At 60.8% G+C, this 18,350-nt stretch carries 16 protein-coding genes, 1 tRNA gene and 1 riboswitch; of the genes, 1 reads left to right on the top strand and 16 read right to left on the bottom strand.

The genetic code is table 11. From position 1 onward, the window contains the following. Window positions 1–102: 102 nt before the first annotated feature. From dtd to asnB, 7 genes are all read right to left on the bottom strand, one after another. Window positions 103–549 carry a D-aminoacyl-tRNA deacylase gene (gene dtd / locus ABHR63_RS01485; RefSeq protein WP_148331907.1) on the bottom strand — a complete coding sequence of 149 codons (447 nt, stop codon included), beginning with the start codon at window positions 547–549 and terminating at the stop codon, window positions 103–105. A 3-nt stretch (window positions 550–552) separates the two neighbouring features. Beyond that, complete coding sequence (gene rdgB, locus ABHR63_RS01480; protein ID WP_022094898.1) at window positions 553–1,194, bottom strand: RdgB/HAM1 family non-canonical purine NTP pyrophosphatase; 642 nt, start codon at window positions 1,192–1,194, stop codon at window positions 553–555. A 140-nt stretch (window positions 1,195–1,334) separates the two neighbouring features. After that, window positions 1,335–2,060: a ribonuclease PH gene (gene rph / locus ABHR63_RS01475; RefSeq protein ID WP_346964775.1), complete on the bottom strand. Its 726-nt coding sequence runs from the start codon at window positions 2,058–2,060 to the stop codon at window positions 1,335–1,337. Between the two features lie 54 nt (window positions 2,061–2,114). Further along, the gene (murI, locus tag ABHR63_RS01470) at window positions 2,115–2,999 is read right to left on the bottom strand and encodes a glutamate racemase (RefSeq protein WP_346964776.1); all 885 of its coding nucleotides are present in this window, start codon (window positions 2,997–2,999) and stop codon (window positions 2,115–2,117) included. Window positions 3,000–3,050: 51 nt separating this feature from the next. Continuing rightward, window positions 3,051–3,962 (bottom strand): HAD family hydrolase, encoded by a 912-nt coding sequence (locus tag ABHR63_RS01465; protein WP_055309432.1) that lies wholly within the window; start codon window positions 3,960–3,962, stop codon window positions 3,051–3,053. Window positions 3,963–4,069: 107 nt separating this feature from the next. Continuing rightward, window positions 4,070–5,632 (bottom strand): Mur ligase family protein, encoded by a 1,563-nt coding sequence (locus ABHR63_RS01460; RefSeq protein ID WP_346964777.1) that lies wholly within the window; start codon window positions 5,630–5,632, stop codon window positions 4,070–4,072. A 112-nt stretch (window positions 5,633–5,744) separates the two neighbouring features. After that, a complete protein-coding gene (asnB, locus tag ABHR63_RS01455) occupies window positions 5,745–7,625 on the bottom strand; it encodes an asparagine synthase (glutamine-hydrolyzing) (RefSeq protein WP_195920120.1) in 1,881 nt (626 codons plus the stop codon). A 187-nt stretch (window positions 7,626–7,812) separates the two neighbouring features. On the opposite strand from asnB, the gene ABHR63_RS01450 reads away from it, so the two are divergent. Beyond that, a tRNA-Val gene (locus ABHR63_RS01450) sits at window positions 7,813–7,888 on the top strand. Window positions 7,889–8,500: 612 nt separating this feature from the next. Here the strand turns inward: ABHR63_RS01450 and ABHR63_RS01445 are convergent. The 9 genes from ABHR63_RS01445 to ABHR63_RS01405 form a co-directional block, all read right to left on the bottom strand. Beyond that, a complete protein-coding gene (locus ABHR63_RS01445; RefSeq protein ID WP_346964778.1) occupies window positions 8,501–9,784 on the bottom strand; it encodes an aminotransferase class III-fold pyridoxal phosphate-dependent enzyme in 1,284 nt (427 codons plus the stop codon). 69 nt (window positions 9,785–9,853) lie between these two features. Beyond that, window positions 9,854–10,834 carry an acetylglutamate kinase gene (gene argB, locus ABHR63_RS01440; RefSeq protein WP_346964779.1) on the bottom strand — a complete coding sequence of 327 codons (981 nt, stop codon included), beginning with the start codon at window positions 10,832–10,834 and terminating at the stop codon, window positions 9,854–9,856. A gap of 81 nt (window positions 10,835–10,915) precedes the next feature. Then, window positions 10,916–12,184: a bifunctional glutamate N-acetyltransferase/amino-acid acetyltransferase ArgJ gene (gene argJ / locus ABHR63_RS01435; protein ID WP_346964780.1), complete on the bottom strand. Its 1,269-nt coding sequence runs from the start codon at window positions 12,182–12,184 to the stop codon at window positions 10,916–10,918. Between the two features lie 134 nt (window positions 12,185–12,318). Then, window positions 12,319–13,389, bottom strand: coding sequence for an N-acetyl-gamma-glutamyl-phosphate reductase (argC, locus tag ABHR63_RS01430; protein ID WP_195232437.1), 1,071 nt, complete (start codon window positions 13,387–13,389; stop codon window positions 12,319–12,321). 265 nt (window positions 13,390–13,654) lie between these two features. Beyond that, window positions 13,655–14,065 carry a pyridoxamine 5'-phosphate oxidase family protein gene (locus ABHR63_RS01425; protein ID WP_195232439.1) on the bottom strand — a complete coding sequence of 137 codons (411 nt, stop codon included), beginning with the start codon at window positions 14,063–14,065 and terminating at the stop codon, window positions 13,655–13,657. 44 nt (window positions 14,066–14,109) lie between these two features. Beyond that, window positions 14,110–14,556 (bottom strand): pyridoxamine 5'-phosphate oxidase family protein, encoded by a 447-nt coding sequence (locus tag ABHR63_RS01420; RefSeq protein ID WP_346964781.1) that lies wholly within the window; start codon window positions 14,554–14,556, stop codon window positions 14,110–14,112. A 30-nt stretch (window positions 14,557–14,586) separates the two neighbouring features. Then, window positions 14,587–15,387 carry an energy-coupling factor transporter transmembrane component T family protein gene (locus ABHR63_RS01415; protein WP_346964782.1) on the bottom strand — a complete coding sequence of 267 codons (801 nt, stop codon included), beginning with the start codon at window positions 15,385–15,387 and terminating at the stop codon, window positions 14,587–14,589. Further along, on the bottom strand, window positions 15,387–17,291 hold the full coding sequence (locus ABHR63_RS01410) for an energy-coupling factor transporter ATPase (RefSeq protein WP_346964783.1): 1,905 nt from the start codon (window positions 17,289–17,291) through the stop codon (window positions 15,387–15,389). Before ABHR63_RS01410 ends, ABHR63_RS01415 begins: the two co-directional genes overlap by 1 nt. Next, window positions 17,288–17,878 (bottom strand): ECF transporter S component, encoded by a 591-nt coding sequence (locus ABHR63_RS01405; RefSeq protein WP_055252299.1) that lies wholly within the window; start codon window positions 17,876–17,878, stop codon window positions 17,288–17,290. Before ABHR63_RS01405 ends, ABHR63_RS01410 begins: the two co-directional genes overlap by 4 nt. A 5-nt stretch (window positions 17,879–17,883) precedes the next feature. Next, window positions 17,884–18,074: riboswitch (FMN riboswitch) on the bottom strand. Between the last annotated feature and the right edge of the window lie 276 nt (window positions 18,075–18,350).

Raw genomic sequence — 18,350 nt, 5'->3', positions numbered from 1 at the left:
TTGTGGCCATACGCAAGTAGCTAAATAAGCCCCGTCCCAAATACGTACCAGACGACAACCTCGCATGACCAGTTGTTACGCGGTTTGGTAAAACCGCGTAACCTAAAGGTTGTCGGTGTCCAAGACGATGGTGAATGGGCCGTCGTTGACCAGGTCGACCTTCATGTCGGCGCCAAAGATACCGTGCGCCACATGCTCAACGTCCTCGTGCACAAGCGTCAGGAAGTACTCGTAGAGCTCGTTGGCAACATCGGGTGCGCCGGCATCCGTAAACGACGGACGGCGACCGTGGCGGCAGTCGGCGAACAGCGTGAACTGCGACACCACGAGCACCTCGCCGTCGACATCGGCAAGTGCCAGATTGGTCTTGCCGTTCTCGTCCTCGTTGATACGCAGCCCGCGGAGCTTGCCCCACAGCTTGTCGGCCTCGGCACGCGTATCGCCATGGCCCACACCCAGCAGCACCAGGTAGCCGCGTCCAATGCGGCCCACGCACTCGCCGTCGACCGTCACGCCGGCGTTGAGCACGCGCTGCACCACCGCACGCATGGCCTACTCCTCGCCCGTCAGCTTGGCGGACAGATGCTCGAGCGCGTGGAAACGATGGCTGATGGCGTTCTTCTCGTCAGCCGTCAGCTCGGCCATGGTCTTGCCCGGCGTGTCGACCGGCAGGAACAGCGGGTCATAGCCAAAACCATGGTCGCCGCGGCCCTCGTGCGCGATAACGCCCTCGCAGGCGCCCTCGCCATAGGTGACCAAACCGTCCGTGTCGATGAGCGCGACGACGCTCATAAAGCGCGCAGTGCGGTCCTCGTCGGCCACGCCCTCCAGGTTAACGAGAAGCTTGGCGTTGTTGGCGGCATCGTCGCCGTGCACGCCCGCATAGCGCGCGCTATACACACCGGGCTCACCGTCCAGCGCGTCGACGACCAAGCCCGAATCGTCGGCAATGGCCATAAGGCCCGTCTCCTCAACCGCGGCTTGGGCCTTGATGATGGCGTTCTCCAAAAACGTCGTGCCGTTTTCCTCGGGATCCTCAAAATCACCCAGCTGGCCGAGCGCCACAAAGCGCACCTCGGGCATGACCTTGCCCAAAATGGCCTCGATCTCGGTGAGCTTATGGGCGTTGCCCGTTGCCACGACGATGGTCGCCGCCGGGTCGAGGGTGTCGATGTCAATCTTCTCAAGTGCCATGACTGGCCTCCTTGTCTCTATAGCAAGCCGCGTGAGGGGCGTTTGGGCACTTGACCTCTCCCCTCTCAGGCGATCGGACCTTTCAACGCAGCATTTCAGCAGATAAAACCTACCAAAATAAACCTGTCCCTTTTGGCAGGTTAGGCGATGGCTTGGCGCTGAAGCTCGATGAGCTCGGCGATACCCTTGTCGCCCAGGTCGAGCAGGGCGTTGAGGCGTTTGCGGTCAAAGGGCGCCTGCTCGCCGGTGCCCTGGAGCTCGATCATCTCACCGGTATCGGTGGTGACGAGGTTCATGTCGACCTCGGCATGACTGTCCTCGGAATAATCGAGGTCAAGCAGCGTATTGCCGTCGACAACGCCCATAGAGATGGCAGCCACCTGGCCGGTAAGCGGGATGCGCTCGATCTTGCCCGCCTCGACCCACATGGCAAGGGCGTCGTGCAGCGCCACCCAGGCGCCGGTGATGCTCGCTGTACGCGTGCCGCCATCGGCCTGAATCACATCGCAGTCGACGGTGACGGTGTACTCGCCGAGCGCCTTCATGTTGACGACGGTACGCAGGCTGCGGCCAATGAGGCGCTCGATCTCCATGGAGCGACCCTTGCGGTTGGCGTGTTCGCGCTTGCAGCGCTTGCCGGTCGACGCCGGCAGCATGGCGTATTCCGCGGTCACCCAGCCGGCCTTAGCTCCCTTTCGCCAGCCCGGCACGCCCTCCTCGATAGTGGCGGCGCACAGCACGCGCGTGTCACCGAACTCGGCCAAACACGAGCCGTGGGCGTGCTTCATGACGCCACGGGTGAGCTTAACGGGGCGCAACTCGTTGGCGGCGCGACCGTTGGCGCGGTTGACCTGCATGTACTCCATAGAAATTTCCTTTCGGCAAAAGATGTGGCGAAGGCTTTGGCGGCTGCCTTACATCTATTTCAGCTCATCGATATCGATATGTTCGATGCTCTTGAGCGGCTGACCAAAGATAAAGCTGCCCGCCACCGCAAACTCGGCAATGTTATCGGCCGTCGTGGCAAAACGATGCTGCGGCTCGGCGGCGTCGCCCGCCAGCTGCTCGCGGCGCGTGAGGATATCGGTCAGCTCGCGTGTGGTCTCCTCGGCGGAACTCACGACGCGCACCCCAGGCCCCAGCGCATGCCGGATAGGTCCCACCAACAGCGGGAAATGCGTACAGCCGAGCACCACGGTATCGATACCGTGGTCGCGCAGCGGCTCAACCGTGGCACCCACCAGCGCACGCACGGCAGGCGTATCGAAGATGTCCTCGTTCTCAAGCCACTGTTCCTGCAGACGTGCACCCGAGGCGAGCTCGTGTTCGACAACCTCGACAAAGCTCGAGGCAGGACAGCCGTATACATCGACGCCGGCATCCAGATCCTGAATGGCGCGCGTGTAGGCGCCCGAGCGAATAGTGAGGTTGGTAGCGAGCACGCCCACGCGACGCGTACGCGTGCTGTTGATTGCCGCACGGGCACCCGGCGCGATCACGCCGATCACGGGAACGTCGAGCACCTGCTGGGCCAAACGCAAGGCCGCAGCGGTCGCCGTGTTGCAGGCGATGACCATAATCTTGACGTCGTGCTTCGAAAGCCAACGACCCGCCTGCAGCGCAAACGAGCGCACTTCATCCTCGGTGCGCGTGCCGTAGGGGCAGCGCTTGGTGTCGCCAAAGTAGTAGACGGACTCGTGCGGCAGCGCCGTCGCAATCGCGCGCGCAACCGTCAGACCGCCCAAACCAGAATCGAACACGCCAATCGGGCGCGTGTCGCCTGCCGGATTCTCGATATCGGACATTACCTCACCAGTCTCTCTCGAAAAGACATGTCCAAGTGCAGCGACGCCGCGCTACGAACGCGCCGCGACCAGCAGCTCTGCCGTCGCCGCCCAACCGTCGACAATTTTGCCGCGCGTAACGAAAGCGTTCTCGCAGGCAGCCAGGAACTCGGGCGCGCCGGCGCTCGTCAGGCCATTCTCGACCAGGCAGAACGTGCCCACGTGATCGGCCATGTAGAAGTCGGACTCGGAATCGCCGAGCGCGAGCGTCTCCTCGCGCTCGATCCCCAGGTGCTCGCAGAAGCGCGCGATGGCAACGCCCTTGTTGAGACCCGCGGGGTTGATGTTGAATGCGCGACCGTCCTCGACGCGATCGAGCTCGAGCGTCGTCGGCTTGGACAGGTGAGTCAGATGGCCGTTGCAAGCCCAGATCAGACCGCAGCCGGCCTCGTCCAGGATGGCCTGAACCTCATCGTCGGGCACATCGCCGCGCATGCCGACGGTGACCTCACGGTATTTGTAGCCGGTCGACATGTCGTTGTGATACTCGATCTTGTGCGGCCAGCGGGCGAGGATCTTCTCGCACACGCCGGTCTGCTCGATCACCTGGTGAGGCGTGAGGCCGCAAGAGGAGTCGTAGGGCATGTCGCCGGTCAGATACTCCCAATCGTTGGCTTTGAGGTCGTACATGACCAGGCCGCCCATCTCGCCGATGTAGGAGTTGAGACCGAGCACGCGCGCGTCCTCGTGGATCATGGTACGGTTGCGGCCCGAGGTGGGAACCACCTGAATACCAGCGCGAGCGAGCGCCACGACGGCCTCGACGAGTTTGGTCGAGGGGTTGCCGTCGTTGTCGCGTAGCACGCACGAGCCGGGTGCGAGCATCGTGGCATCCAGGTCGGTAAAGACGTACTTGACCTTGGCCAAGCGCTCGCGCATCTCGCCCGAAAGCTCGGCAACGGTCGGCAGGGTGTTGTGGGACATGGTTACTCCGTTTACGTAGAAGGGTTTGGACTTGGACGGCATGTTTTGATTGAGGGAACACGCTTATGGCGACAGCGCACTCAGGGCGCCGCCGCCATCATGGTTCATTAGTCAAACTGGATAACATCGATCAGGCGATTGGCCAACGAAAGGTCGCTCTCGATGGGCACGAACTCGTCGCCCACGTGCATGAGCTCTTCGTCACCCTTTGCCAGCAGCAAGACAATGGTGGGAGCATCGGGGTTGACGTACTCCTCGCGCGCCGCCTTGAACGCCGCATGCACAGCGGCTTCGCGGTCGAGGATGATCTTGTTCGGCGTATCGTCGGGAACATGCTCGGCAAGCTCGCGACAGACCTTCATCGGGTCCTCGTGAGCTGGATCCTCGTTGGCAAAGATCATCAGGTCGGAATACGGTGCGGCCTCGCGCGGAAGCTGCTCGCGGCGCTCCTGCGCCTTGCCGCCGGCAGCGCCAAACAGCGCAATGACGGGGCTAGCGGGAAACGCGCGCTTCACCGACGAGAAAAGCGAACGGAACGAAAGCTGGTTGTGCGCATAGTCGACGACGCAGATCACGCGGCCGTCCTTCGACTCCACGACCTCCATACGGCCCGGCACACGCAGTTTGGAGAGGCCCTTCTTGATAGCCTCGATACCGATGCCGATCTCGCGCGCAGCGGCGATAGCGACCAGCGCGTTTTCCACGTTAAAGTCGCCCGCGATGCCCAGCAGGACCTTCTCCCCCGTCTCGGACTCGTCGGCACACAGGCCATGCAAGTTGAACTCGATGCTAAAGCCGACCATGCGTACGTCGCTTGCCCACAGGCTCGCCTCGGGATGCTCGACCCCAACGGTCACCAAGCGATCGGCCGTCGACGCTGCCTCTAGCACACGGTCAACCTCTTCGGTGCCTAGATTCACCACGGCGGTCTTTGCCTGGTCAAAGATCCTGAGTTTGCTCTCAAAATAATCCTCAAACGTGGGGTGTTCGATCGGCGAGATGTGGTCGCGGCCGATGTTGAGGAAGCACGCCACGTCAAACGGCAGATTCTCGACGCGTTGGTACTTGAGCGCCTGGCTCGAAACCTCCATGACCATGGACTGGCGACCGGACGTGCGGCAGTTGGCGATATGGCGCCAGACCTCGGGGGCCTCGGGCGTGGTGTTGGTGCTCTCGTAGCACTCGATACCATCGTCGGTACTCACCGAGCCGATCATGCCGCAGGACTCGCCCGCCGCCTTGATGATGGACTGGAGCATAAAAGCGGCCGTGGTCTTTCCCTTGGTGCCGGTGATGCCCACGATCTTGACGTCGTGGTCAGGACGGTCGTAGACCTCCGGCGGCAACAGGGCCATGGCCGTGCGAACACTATCAACAACCAGCATCGCAGCACCGCTCTCCTGCGCCAGCGGCTCCAGAGACTCGACCAGCGACTCCTCGCACACAAATGCGACGGCGCCCGCATCGAGCGCCATGCTCAAAAACGCGGGCTTAAAGGCAGCACCTTTGCAAAAGAATACGTCACCTGCCGAGACCGCGCGCGAATCAAACGAGCAGCCGGTCACGGCACGCTCGTCAACCTGCTCCGATGCGCGCAGCTCGCCGCACACACCGAGAAGCTTGGCAAGCGTATCGACCGTGGTCACGGTCGCGGAATCCGAATGGTGCATCTTTCACCTTTCTCAGCCATTTGGCAGGGACGGTTTTCATAGTAACTGAAACGTGCTCGCGCAAAAACGGCTCCCGGAGGAGCCGTTACGCGCAGGCATTCGTAAGCCGAGACTAGGCAGCCTGAACAGAAGGCTGGCCCTCGTCGATAAAGAAGCGCTTGTACCACACTAGGAACACGAGCGGCGTATAGATCTTGCGCTGGAAATCGCCCTTGCCCGCAAAGTGCAGATCGAGCAGGTGCATGAGCTCGTCGGTATTGAAGAACTCGCTTGCCCACGGCGCGGTGAAGTACTCCTTGACATAGTCGTACCACTTTTGCTCGCGCAGCCAGTAGACAATCGGCACCGGGAAGCCCACCTTGGGACGGGTGGCCCACTCATCGGGCAGCGACTTGTTGGCAGCGTGGCGGAGTACCTGTTTGTTGCCGTTCTCGTTGATGCGGTAGCGGTCGGGAATGTGCTCGGCGAACTCCATGACTTTGCGGTCCAGGAAGGGCACGCGCAGCTCCAGTGAGTGTGCCATGCACATCTTGTCGGCCTTGAGCAGAATGTCGCCCGGGAGCCACATGTTCATGTCCAGGTACTGCTTCTTGACCAGCTCGGGCTGACCCTTCACGCGCGCATAGATGGGAGCGGCAAGCTCGAAGGCGCCGTCGCCGGTGTTGTACTCGGGCTTGAGCACGCCGTCGACCTCGCGCTCCGGCCATACCAGAGCCTGTCCCAGGAACGACTTCTCGGGGATCTCGGCACCCTTGACCAGGAAGTTATGTCCCTTGAAGTACGGCATATGCAGCGCCAGGTTACCGAGCGCGCGACGGACGGGCAGCGGCACCATCTTTTTGTACTTGCGCACCGGGACCGTATCCTCGTAGTAGGCGTAGCCGCCAAAGAGTTCGTCGGCGCCTTCGCCCGAAAGCACCACGGTGACGTCCTTGCGGGCCATCTCGGCCAAGAACCACAGCGGCACGGAAGACAGGTTGGACTGCGGCTCGTCCATGTGATACTGGATGTCCTCGAGCGCACCGAAGAACTCGTCGGCGGTAATCATCTTGCGAACGTTTTCGACGCCGAGCTTATCGGAAAGCTCCTTGGCGTAGTTGGTCTCGTTGAAGTTCTTGTAGTCAAAGCCCACCGAGAAGGTCTTGTCGGGCATGAGGCAAGCGGCAATGTAGCTGGAGTCGACGCCACCGGAGAGGAACGACGCGACCTTGACGTCGGCGATGCGATGGGCCTCGACGCTCTCGTGCACGACCTCGTCCAGCTCATCGACATACTCTTCGAACGGCTTCTCGACGGCAGAGTAATCGCAATCCCAGTAACGCTCGATGTTCATCTTGCCGGTCGGGATATCGACGGTAAAGTAGTGCGCCGGCGGCAGCTTGTAGACACCCTCGAAGAAGGTCTCCTCGGTTGCCGAATACTGCAGCGTCATGTACGGACGCAGGGCCTTTTTGTTGACCGCCTTGTGGAAGTGCGGGTAGTCCAAGAAGCTCTTGATCTCGGAGCCAAAGAGCACGCCCGGAGCGCCGTCGCCCGCATCGGCCATGGGATAGTAGTAAAGCGGCTTGATGCCAAAGATGTCACGGGCGCCAAAAAGCTTGTTCTTCTTTTTGTCCCAGATGACGAAGGCGTACATACCGCGCAGGCGATCGAGGACGGCCTCGCCCCACTCCTCGTAGCCGTGCAGGAGGCTCTCGGTGTCGGCGCCGCAATGGAACTTGTAGCCCTTGGCTTCGAGCTCGGAACGGAGTTCTTGGAAGTTGTAGATTTCACCGTTGAAGACAATGACGACGCTGCCGTCCTCATTGGCCATGGGCTGAGCGCCGGCCTCGGTCAGGTCGAGGATCGACAGGCGGCGGAAGCCGAGGGCAACGCGGCCGTCGATAAACTGACCGCCCATGTCGGGACCGCGATGGACGATGCGGTCCATCATCTTGGTGAGCACCTCGGATTGGTTATCCGTCCCACCGACAAAACCGACAAAACCGCACATATACTATCCCCTCTGCTGTTGCTGGGCATCAAATCGAATCAGTAGCTTTTGAGTATACCCGAGGGCGTAAAGAGGGGCGGAATGTTCAGGCAATCTCAACTGAATCAGCTCCGCTGTGACACGCGCGAGTTACCTTTAATGGATATGAGGTGAATGGGGCGATTGTTTTGCTATACTCTCTCCGCACGGGCGATTGGCGCAACGGTTAGCGCAGGTGCTTTACACGCACAAGGCTGGGGGTTCGAATCCCTCATCGCCCACCACTGATTTGATAGGCTCCCAGCAATGGGAGCCTTTCTTTTTTTGGGCCCATCGCAGAGGGATTCGAACCCGCCAGGGTGCGGAGCTGAGGAAACGCGAAGCGTTTTCCAGCGCAGCACGCGAGGAGCGAAGCGACGAAGCGAAAGCGGGCGGCGTCAGCCGCACGCGACATCCCTCATCGCCCACCACCGAATTGGAAATGGTCCTCGCAAGGGGACCGTTTTTGTTTGTGCCCATCGCAGAGGGATTCGAGCCCGCCAGCACGTCTGTCACAAAGGCCGTGGCCAAATAATGGCAAAAATGAGTACTGCTGCTTTGTTTGCAACATATAAAAAGATAGTATTTGCTTAAGTTACGCAACATATGTCCATTATAAGGACTAACAGTCAGATCAAAATCATGCTTTCATCGCCATTTCGACTTGCTATCTGGCCTTATTAGTCCAAAATTGCTGCTACCAAATCGGTAACAGTACTCATATTTGATGTTTTTTGACCAGCAGGTCTCCCTGCCTTAGCAAATCTAAGGCAAAACGGGCTCCAGACCGCTGAATCATGCCGCATAGGGCACGTCCACAGTCCGGAACTCGGTCCAAATTGAGTTATTGCGCCGCGTTAGCCCAAAACACCCGACAGGATCTCGATCAGACTGTCCACGTCGGCTTCCTCGCAGACGAGTGGCGGCAGGAAACGCAGCGTATGCGCACCCGTAGCGTTGATCACGGCACCGGCGGCCAGCGCGCGGGCAACAACACCATGCGCGTCGCCCGCGGCATCATCCAAATCACAGCCGAGCATCAAGCCGCGACCACGTACCTCGGTCACGTGCGGCAGCTTGGCGAGCTTTGCCTCCATATAGGCACCCACCTTGGCAGCATGGTCGGCATAATCGCCGCGCACAAGCGCGGAGAGCGTCGCGGCGCACGCCGCGACGGCCAAGCAGCTACCGCCAAAGGTCGAGCCGTGGTCGCCCGGCTTAAACACGTCGGCAATCTCCTTCTTTGCCACGACGGCACCCATGGGCACGCCATCGGCAATGCCCTTGGCTAGGCTCATGATGTCGGGCTCCACGCCATAGGTTTGGAATGCAAACGGCTTGCCGGAGCGGAAGATGCCGCACTGGACCTCGTCGGCGATAAGCACGGCGCCCACTTCGTGTGCCAGGTCGCGCGCTGCCGCCATAAACTCCTCGGTCATGGGGTGCACGCCACTCTCACCCTGGATCGGCTCGAGCATCACGGCACAAATCTCGCTCCCCAGCTGCTTAAAGATCGCACGCAGCTCGTCCACATCGTTGGGCGTGCAGGCCACAAAGCCACCCGGCAGCGGGCGGAAGCTGTCCTGCAGCCAATCCTGCATGGTAGCGGCAATGGTCTCGAGCGTACGGCCGTGGAAGCCGCCGCGCATGCACACGATGGTGTTGCCGCCATTACCGGCACGCTTGGCGTACAGGCGCGCGAGCTTCATCGAGCCCTCGTTGGCCTCGGCGCCAGAGTTGGCAAAGAAGGTCTCCCAAACCTGCTCATCCGCAGCCGGGGCACCAAGAGCAGCTGCCGTGGTCTCATCGCCGGCGACAATGGCATCGGCAAGCACGCGCGCACCATCTACGTCGTCGTTAGCAAGCTTGGACAGCAGCGCCGCGACCTGTCCGCGCTGCTCGATGTAGAAGTAATTGGAGACATGCATGAGCTTTTTGGTCTGTGCCTCGAGCGCCGAGAGCACGGCCGGGTCGCCATGACCTAGGCTGCACACGCCGATGCCGGCAAGAAAGTCGAGGTACTCACGGCCATCGTCGCCGGTGAGCTTCATGCCGTGACCCTCGACAAACTCGACCGGAGAGCGGCCAAAGGTATGCATAACGTAATGGGATTCAAGCGATTGCTGAGCTGCAAGTGACATGAGATGCCTTTCGTTGGGCGCCAGACGGCGCGGGGCTATGGGTGCAGGAATGGGGCGGCTGCGGGTCAGCTAGACCGTCTGAAGCTTCTCGACCTCGTCAAGGTTCTCGGTCAGACGCGCAGCAAACGTCGAAAGCGGATGCGGATGCGTATCGAACTCGTAAGCCGTCTCGGTGGAATGAATCACGGTGCCGACGCCGGCATCGGTCAGCAGCTCCAGGAGCAGCGAATGCGGCGTAGTACCGTTAATGATGTGGGCACGAAATACGCCGCCGGTAAGCGCATCGACGGCCGCACGCAGCTTGGGAATCATGCCCTTATCGACCTCGCCGCCGTAGAGCATTTCGTTAACCTCGTCGAGCGTTAGGTTGGAGATAAGCGAGTCCTTGTCGCTAAAGTCCTTGTACAGACCATCGACATCGGTCAAAAAGATCGCCTTATGCGCGTGGAGCGCCGCGGCAACGGCACCGGCGGCGGTATCGGCGTTGATGTTGAAGAAACCGCCGTCCTCCCCCGCCGCGACGGTAGCGATGACGGGGATGTACTCGCTATCGAGTAAGCGCTCGATATAGTCGGTGTTGACGTGCGTCACTTTGCCCACGCGACCGAGCTCGGGGTCGAGCGGCTCGGCGATGAGCGTGCCGGCATCGCTGCCCGACACGCCCACGGCCAGGTTGCCGTGGTGGTTGATGGCAGCAACCAGCTCCTGGTTAACCTTGCCGCCCAGCACCTCGCGCACGATATCCATAGTCGCCGGCGTGGTCACGCGTTGGCCGTTCTTAAACTCGACGGGAATATCGTAATGGCTCAGCGCCTCGTTGATAGCCTTGCCGCCGCCGTGCACGATGACGGGGCGCATACCGATGATCTTGAGCAAAACGATGTCGCTCATCACGTCGCGGCGCAGCTGCTCATCAACCATGGCGGCTCCGCCATATTTGATAACAACCGTCTTGCCGGTCAGGTTCTTAATCCACGGCAGCGCTTCAAACAGCAGCTGCGCGGTTGCTTCGTTGGATTCGCTCGAACGACAATTGCGTGCGAATTTCATAATCTGCCTCGTCTTTCGTATCGTTATCGCGCCGTGCTCCGCTGTCCGCAATCGCGGCAAGATGCGCAGCGTGCCTGGAATCTAGGAACGGTAGTCGCCGTTGATGGAGATATACTCATGCGTGAGGTCGCAGGTCCACACGGTCGTTGCCGCGTCGCCTGCGCCCAGGTCGACCGAGATCACGATCTCGGGCGCCTCGAAACGTCGTAGAGCCTCGTCCTCGTCAAAGGGAACAGTCAGACCGTCGCGACAGACGGGCATGCCCATCATGTCGATAGAAACGTCTTCCTGATTAAACTTCACGCCGCACTTACCAAGCGCCATAGCAACGCGGCCCCAGTTGCAGTCGTGGCCGGCGATGCAGGTCTTAACGAGCGGCGAGTTGGCAACGGCGCGGGCGGCGATATCGGCCTCCTCGTCGTTCACGGCGCCGGTAACGTTGACCGTAACAAGTTTGGATGCGCCCTCGCCGTCGGCGGCGATGTTGCGCGCCAGGCTCTCGCACACCTCGTGCACGGCAAATGCCAACTCGTCAAAGGCATCGGAACCCTCGACGATAGGCTCGGCATCTGCGGCAGCGGCGCCGGAGGCAAGCATGATGCAGGTGTCGTTGGTCGAGGTGTCGGAATCGACCGTTACCTTGTTAAAGGTCTGCTTGACGGTGGAGAGCAACAGGGCGTGGAGCGCCGCCGGCTCGACGGGGGCATCGGTAGTGATGACCGCGATCATGGTGGCCATGTTGGGCATGATCATGCCCGAGCCCTTGCACATACCGCCCACCGTATAGGCATTGCCTGTGTGTCCCGCAGCCTCGCTGACGTAGGACACGGCGTACTCCTTGGAGTGCGTGTCGGTCGTCATGATGGCACGAGCGGCATCGGCGCCACCGTGGGCGGAGAGCGCCTCGTAGGCAGCAGGAATGGCTGTCTCAAACGTGTCGATCGGCAGAATCTGGCCAATCACACCCGTGGAGGCAACCAGGATCTGCTGGGGTTCGCAGCCGATAACCTGCGATGCGATGTTGCAGGTCTCGCGCGCGCAGGCAAGGCCGGTCTCGCCCGTGGCGGCGTTCGCGTTGCCGGAGTTGATTGAAACACCGGCGATGATACCGTAGCCCTTGTCCGCACCGCCCAGGTTGGCACGGCTCACCTGCACGGGCGCCGCGCAAAAGCGGTTGGTCGTAAACACGCCGGCGCCGGGACAGGGTTTATCGGGCATGACGAGCGCATAGTCTAAGCGCTCGGGATTCTTCCGGAATCCCGCATGGATGCCTGCGGCCTTAAAGCCGGCCGCTGCCGTAACGCCACCCTCGACGGCGCGAATCTTGATATCAATCAGGTCGGTATTCATCGTCTTTATGACTCCTTATGTCAAACAAAAAACGGACATCGGTTGGTGCGCCATGCCAGTCGCAATCATGAGACCAGCTTAAAAGTGGCGCCCCACTCGATGCCCGACTACCAAATCGTTAACAATCGAATGTGCTACACCGGGCACGCCACTGTGGGCAAGCCTCGTCGCTCGTCAAAGCCAAAGACGATATTGGCGCACTGGACTGCTTGGCCCGCAGCGCCCTTGCACAAATTGTCGATGGCGCCCGTCGCCACCAGCACGCCCGCGCGCTTGTTGAACGCAAGGCCAATCTGGGCGGCGTTGGTGCCGACGACCGAAGCCGTCTTGGGCTGCTGGCCGGCATCGAGCACGCGCACAAAGGTGCGTCCAGCGTAGAACTGCTTGTAATAGTCGACAACGTCCTCAAGGATCAAGGTATCGATAGCCTGCGGCGCAAGCGGCATCGTTACCGTAGAGAGCAGACCACGCTTGAGGGGTGCCAGGTGCGGGGTAAAGACGACGCGATCTGTTAGACCAAGGATTTGCTCGATTTCGGGCGTGTGACGATGCTTGCCCACGCCGTAGGCCTCCAAATTCTCGTCGGCGCTGCAAAAATGCGTACGAGCGTTGCAGGACTTGCCGGCACCCGTCACACCGCTGATGGCATCGACAATCACGGGACCGTTCTCGGCCACCCAGCCCGCACGCACGGCAGGAGCGGCAGCAAGGCTCGTTGCGGTGGGATAGCAGCCGGCGCAGGCGACCAACACGGGCCTGCCAGCAGCATGGCTGGAAGCAGCGGTCTCCAAGTCCTGGCAGAACAGCTCGGGCAGGCCGAAGGCACGTGTCTTGAGTAGCTCGGGGCTCGTGTGCTCGGCGGCATACCATGCCTCAAACACGGCCGGATCGCTCAGGCGGTAATCGGCCGAAAGATCAAAGCAGGAAACGTCTGCGGCAAGCAGGGCGGGCACCTGCGCCATGGCGGCGGTGTGCGGCACGGCCAAAAATACCGCGTCGCAGTTCTTGAGCTCGGGGGCATCATGCGTCGTGAAGACAAGATCGCTTACGCCGGTGAAGCTCGGGTACACCGCAGACAACGGCTGGCCGGCATCGGCGTTGGACGTAATGGCGACAAGTTCAAACTCGGGATGACCGAGCACGAGGCGAATGAGCTCGGCTCCGGCATATCCAGCCGCGCCGACGATTCCAACCTTCAAAGACATATCAGACTCCTTGTCTGCGATTTATGCACCGATGCGCATTTCGCAGCGGTCGTTATGAAGTGGGTTGAAACTTTAGCACCAAAAGATGCATGAATACGTAAATGGCTTGCATATTCATGCATTGAAACATTCCCGACACATTCGCTTGAAGGAATTGACAAATGGAGCGGGCCCCATATTACCCAGTGCACCTTACGGTGACGTTGCAATGTGGGGCCCGCTATATGCGAGAATTTGAATTGTCGAAGCTTGCTGAGAGACTCGTTTAGAGCTCGACCGGCACCCATTCGTCGTGATTGCAGATAAAGGCCTCGGGTTCCTCCACGCTAAAGAAGACGAGCGTGGGGTCGTTAGGCCCCTCATAGTGCTCGCTCAAGCGCTCAAGATGTTTCCATCCAGCCTCGCGCATATCGGGAGCGGCCTGGTCATCCAGACCCGCATGCCCGCGCAAGATGAGCCAGCCATGGCCCGGCCACCAACTCGTGGCCTCAAAGCGCTGATTTTGCAGCAGCTCTTGCCACACGTCTTTGGTGCGCGCCGTCACAAACCACAGCTTACCGTCCTGAATCTGTGCAAACGAGAACGGACGTACATGTGGCTGCCCGTCCACGCTCGTCGCCAAGTACCACGCCGGCACCGACGTCAGATACTCCAAAACCGTATTCAATCCGTCCACGTTTCCTCCTGTACTAGCCAGTTTGAGAGCCTGGTTTGTGTGAGCTAGAGCTCCAGGCGCTCCTCGCTGCCGTCGATATCACAGAAGCGGGCGACGATATTGCGGACCGAGAAAAACGCAAGGCGGCCGTCGTTGGCACTATCGTGTTGCTCGCCAATGCCCACCATGTGCTTAAAACCCGCTTGACGCACCTTGTCGCTCGCAGCTGCGTCGTCCTCAAGTGCGGCTTCGCCGGTCAATACGATCCAACATTCCCCCGGCTTCCAGCTCGATACCTCAAACTTGGGATTCGCACTCAGCTCCGCCCACACGTCCTTGTCGCGCGACGTGCAAAACCACAACTTACCGTCATCGACCATGGCAAACGAAAACGGCCTCACGCGAGGCTGATGCCCGTCACTTGCATCGGTCGTGGCCAGATACCACGCCGGAATGCGCCTGAGATACGAACAGGCGCGCTCAAGCTGAGCCGTGCGGTCGTTGTCGGTCATAGGGACCCCTTTCTTGCGCCCGAATCGCGCCTAAACAAGTTGAAGATTGATGACGATGACGCAGATGAGCAGCAACGCCGTCACCGCCGCCGCCAACGCATCGCCGCGGCCAAATGCAAGCGCATGCAGGCGCGTGCGGCCCTGCTCGCCGTGATAGCAGCGTGCATCCATGGCGGCAGACAGCGTCTCGGCACGGCGGAACACGCCCGTGAACAGCGGAATCGCCACACTGCCGAGCATACGCACGCCGCCGAGCGGACCGCCCGTCACGCGCGCGCCGCGGCTTGCCTGTGCATCGGCCGTCTGCTTCATCTCGGTGGCGAACTGCGGCATAAAGCGTAGCGCGATACCCATGATCATGCCGAGCTCGTGCGCAGGAAGTCCCACACGCGCAAACGGCGCGAGCAGGCGCTCAAAGCCCGCGGTGAGGTCGAGCGTCGGCGTGGTGAGTGTAATGGCGCTCATGCCGGCCATCATCAACGTCAGGCGGCACGCCATAAAGGCGGCAGAACGCAGTGAGCCCTCGCTTATCTGCAGAAAGCCGAGCTGCCACAGGATGCGCCCACTCTGATCGGTAAACAAGTTGAGCACCGCGACCACGACGACGATTGCCAGCAGCGGCGCCATCGACGACAGAACGCGACGAACCGGCACCCGAGACACGGCATAGATCAGCACGACGAAAATTGCGACAGGGGCCAGTCCGCGGAAGCTGCTGACTGTGAGCGTCGTGATCAGAAACACAAAGCCCAAGAGCAACTTAGTTCGCGGGTCCAGGCGGTGGATCGCACTATCGCCGGGATAGTAGCTGCCAAACGAAAACGCCTCCATCAGCAGCCCTCCTCTCGCGAGACCGTCTTGGATTTAGCAATGTCCGCGACGTTAGAAGGACCGTCCGAGCGACCGATCAGCAAATCTGCCAACTCGTCGGCCAACGACTCAACCGTATAGAGCCCGCCGCGACGCAGCGGCACGCCCGCCTCCGTAAGCGCCAGCGCCATACGCTGGGCGGCGGGAACGCCCAAGCCGATCGACTTGAGCTCATCGGCATGCGCAAACACCTGAGCGGGCGTGCCCTCGGCAAACACCGCGCCCTCGTTCATCACGACAATACGGTCGCAGCAATTGGCCAGGTCATCCATGCTGTGCGAAACCATGACAACGGTCAGGCCATCGCGGTGAAGTCGGTCGATGAGCCCTAGGAAATCCCTGCGCGCAGCCGGATCGAGCCCCGCCATGGGTTCATCGAGCACCAGGACTTCGGGCTCCATGGCGAGTACGCCGGCGAATGCCACACGCCGTTGCTGACCGCCCGAAAGCTCAAAGGGACTCTTGTCGCCGACCGTGGAAAGGTCGAGGCCCACGCGCGAGAGCGATGTCTCAACGCGGCGGGCAACCTCGGCCTGCGACAAGCCAAGGTTGTGCGGACCAAACGCCACGTCCTGCGCCACGGTTTCGGCAAACAGCTGACGCTCGGGATATTGAAACACCACGCCGACCTTGGCCTTAACCGCGGCGGCGTCTTTCTTGTTTGACAGATCGAGCCCCAGCGCGCGAACGGATCCCTCCTGAGGGCGAATCAAACCGTTGAGATGCTGGACCAGCGTCGACTTACCCGAACCGGTATGACCTGCCAAGCCCAGGAACTCGCCGCGACGCACCGTCAGCGATACATCGCGCAGCGCCCACGGGCTGCTGGGGTCGTTTCCCCAGAGAGCCTGTTTGCTCGATTTGCCCGCAGTGGCCGAGCGCTTATGCCAGCGGCGGCGCTCGCGCGGACTGAGCGAATAACTGTACGAAACATGGGATAGCTCGATGACGGGCTCCGACGCGTTCCCCTCGTTGCCAACCGGAACAGTGCCGTCAGCGATTTCCCACTGGGATACGGAAGACTGCCCCGCGATGTCTGCTCCACTTCGCTCGGTATAGACCTGCGCAACCTCGGTAACCATATCCGCCTCGCGCACCTGCGCGTGAACGGGCACACCCTTCGCACGAAGTGCCCTACCTAGACAGCACGACGCCGGCATATCCAAGTTGAGCTGCGCAAGTTCGTCCGCTCGCGTCAAGATTTCCTCGGGCGTACCGAGCATGGCAACGCGCCCCGCCCGAAACACCGCGACACGATCGGCCTCGGCGGCCTCTTCCATAAAGTGCGTAATCATCACGATGGTCATGCCGCGATCGTGCAACGCGCGGCAAGCCTTCATGAGGCCCTTGCGCCCACGCGGATCAAGCATCGAGGAAGCCTCATCCAAAATGAGAACGCGCGGCTCCATGGCGAGCACGCCGGCAAGCGCCACGCGCTGCTTTTGGCCACCCGAAAGCGCGTGGGTCTCGTGGCGCTCAAAGCCCACCAGGCCCACACCCTTCAGCGCCTCGCGTACGCGCTGCGCAATTTGCGCCGATGGCACGCCAAGGTTTTCGGGACCGAACGCAACGTCATCTTCGACAAGCGTCGCCACAAGCTGGTCGTCGGGATTCTGGAACACCATGCCAGCAGTCGAGCGGATGTCGTAGACCAGCTCGGGATCGGACGCGTCCATGCCGTTGATGCGTACCGTGCCCGCATCGGGCTGCAACAGTGCATTCAGATGCTTGGCAAACGTCGACTTGCCCGACCCATTGCCACCGAGGATGCAGAAAAACTCGCCGTCCTCGATATTCAGATCGACGCCGTCGAGCGCCGGTGCGGCACCGTCATAACTAAAGGAAACGCCCCGACACTCAATCATGCGCGGCCTTTGACCTGGTCCTTTTTAGGCGTGATGAGGTTGGAGACTGCTTTATACACCGCCAGCGTCAACACCGAGTTAAGCACGGTCTTGATAAGGTTAAACGGCAGTACGGCAGGAATCATGAGCGGGGCGATCACATCGACCGAGCCATACCAGAACCATACGCCAATGGTAAGGTTTGCGACCATAGACAGCGCTGTAGCGGCAATGACGCCGAGCACCAGGCCAATCACGGCACCCTTATAGGTGTGCATCTTCTGGTAAACGATAGCCGCGGGCAGAATGTAACCCAGCGTGGCAACCAGGTTCATAAGCGCGCCGACCCAGTCACCCGTGGTGAGCGCATGGATAACGATTGCCATAGCGGCAACAGCGGTACCGGCGCCGGGACCATACGCAAACCCGCACACCATCGCCGGCACCAGCGACGGGTCATACGTCAAAAACGGCGCCGAAGGAAGGATGGGCAGCTGCACGTACATAAACAGGGCGCCCAAGGCGCACATCAGCGCCATGGTAACGAGCTGTTTGGTGCTCCACCTATTCGTGTTCTCAAAATGGATATGCTGCGACTGTTCAGACATAAGATCACCTGCCTCTTTCATCCGGACTCTAACCGTTGGTACTGGGGTTTCACCAGTTCAGCCGGCATGCGAACCAACACACGCACGGGTCGCGGACTCATCGGCTCGACGCAGGTCCTCGCCTGCGCCACGGCACCCCTTTGGCACCGCCCAATTTACCGCCAGTGGGGAATTCCACCCCGCCCTGAAACAGCAATTGCAAGTGTAGCACGAGAGGGTATTCGTGCAAGTATGCCAAGGGTAATTTGTGGCGGAGATCAGTTGCAAAAACAACCACGTTCCCCACCCATCCCAAAGTAGCGCGCCTTTCGCGCAAAGCGCGAAACAGCGAAGGGGACACGTATCCCTATCGACCACATCCTTCTCCGCCCGCCGACCTCAAGGCCGTAAACGCAGGGAATCCGGGGGCGTGACGGGGACTTCTCTCCGGAATATTCCGCAGGACGCAAAGAGGCTCCGCAGCGCGAAGCGC

It is taken from the genome of Collinsella aerofaciens, from assembly GCF_039752775.1.
Taxonomy (GTDB): Bacteria; Actinomycetota; Coriobacteriia; order Coriobacteriales; family Coriobacteriaceae; genus Collinsella; species Collinsella aerofaciens_R.
Note: the sequence above shows the minus strand (reverse complement) of the source record. Positions and strands in the feature narration are given on the sequence as shown.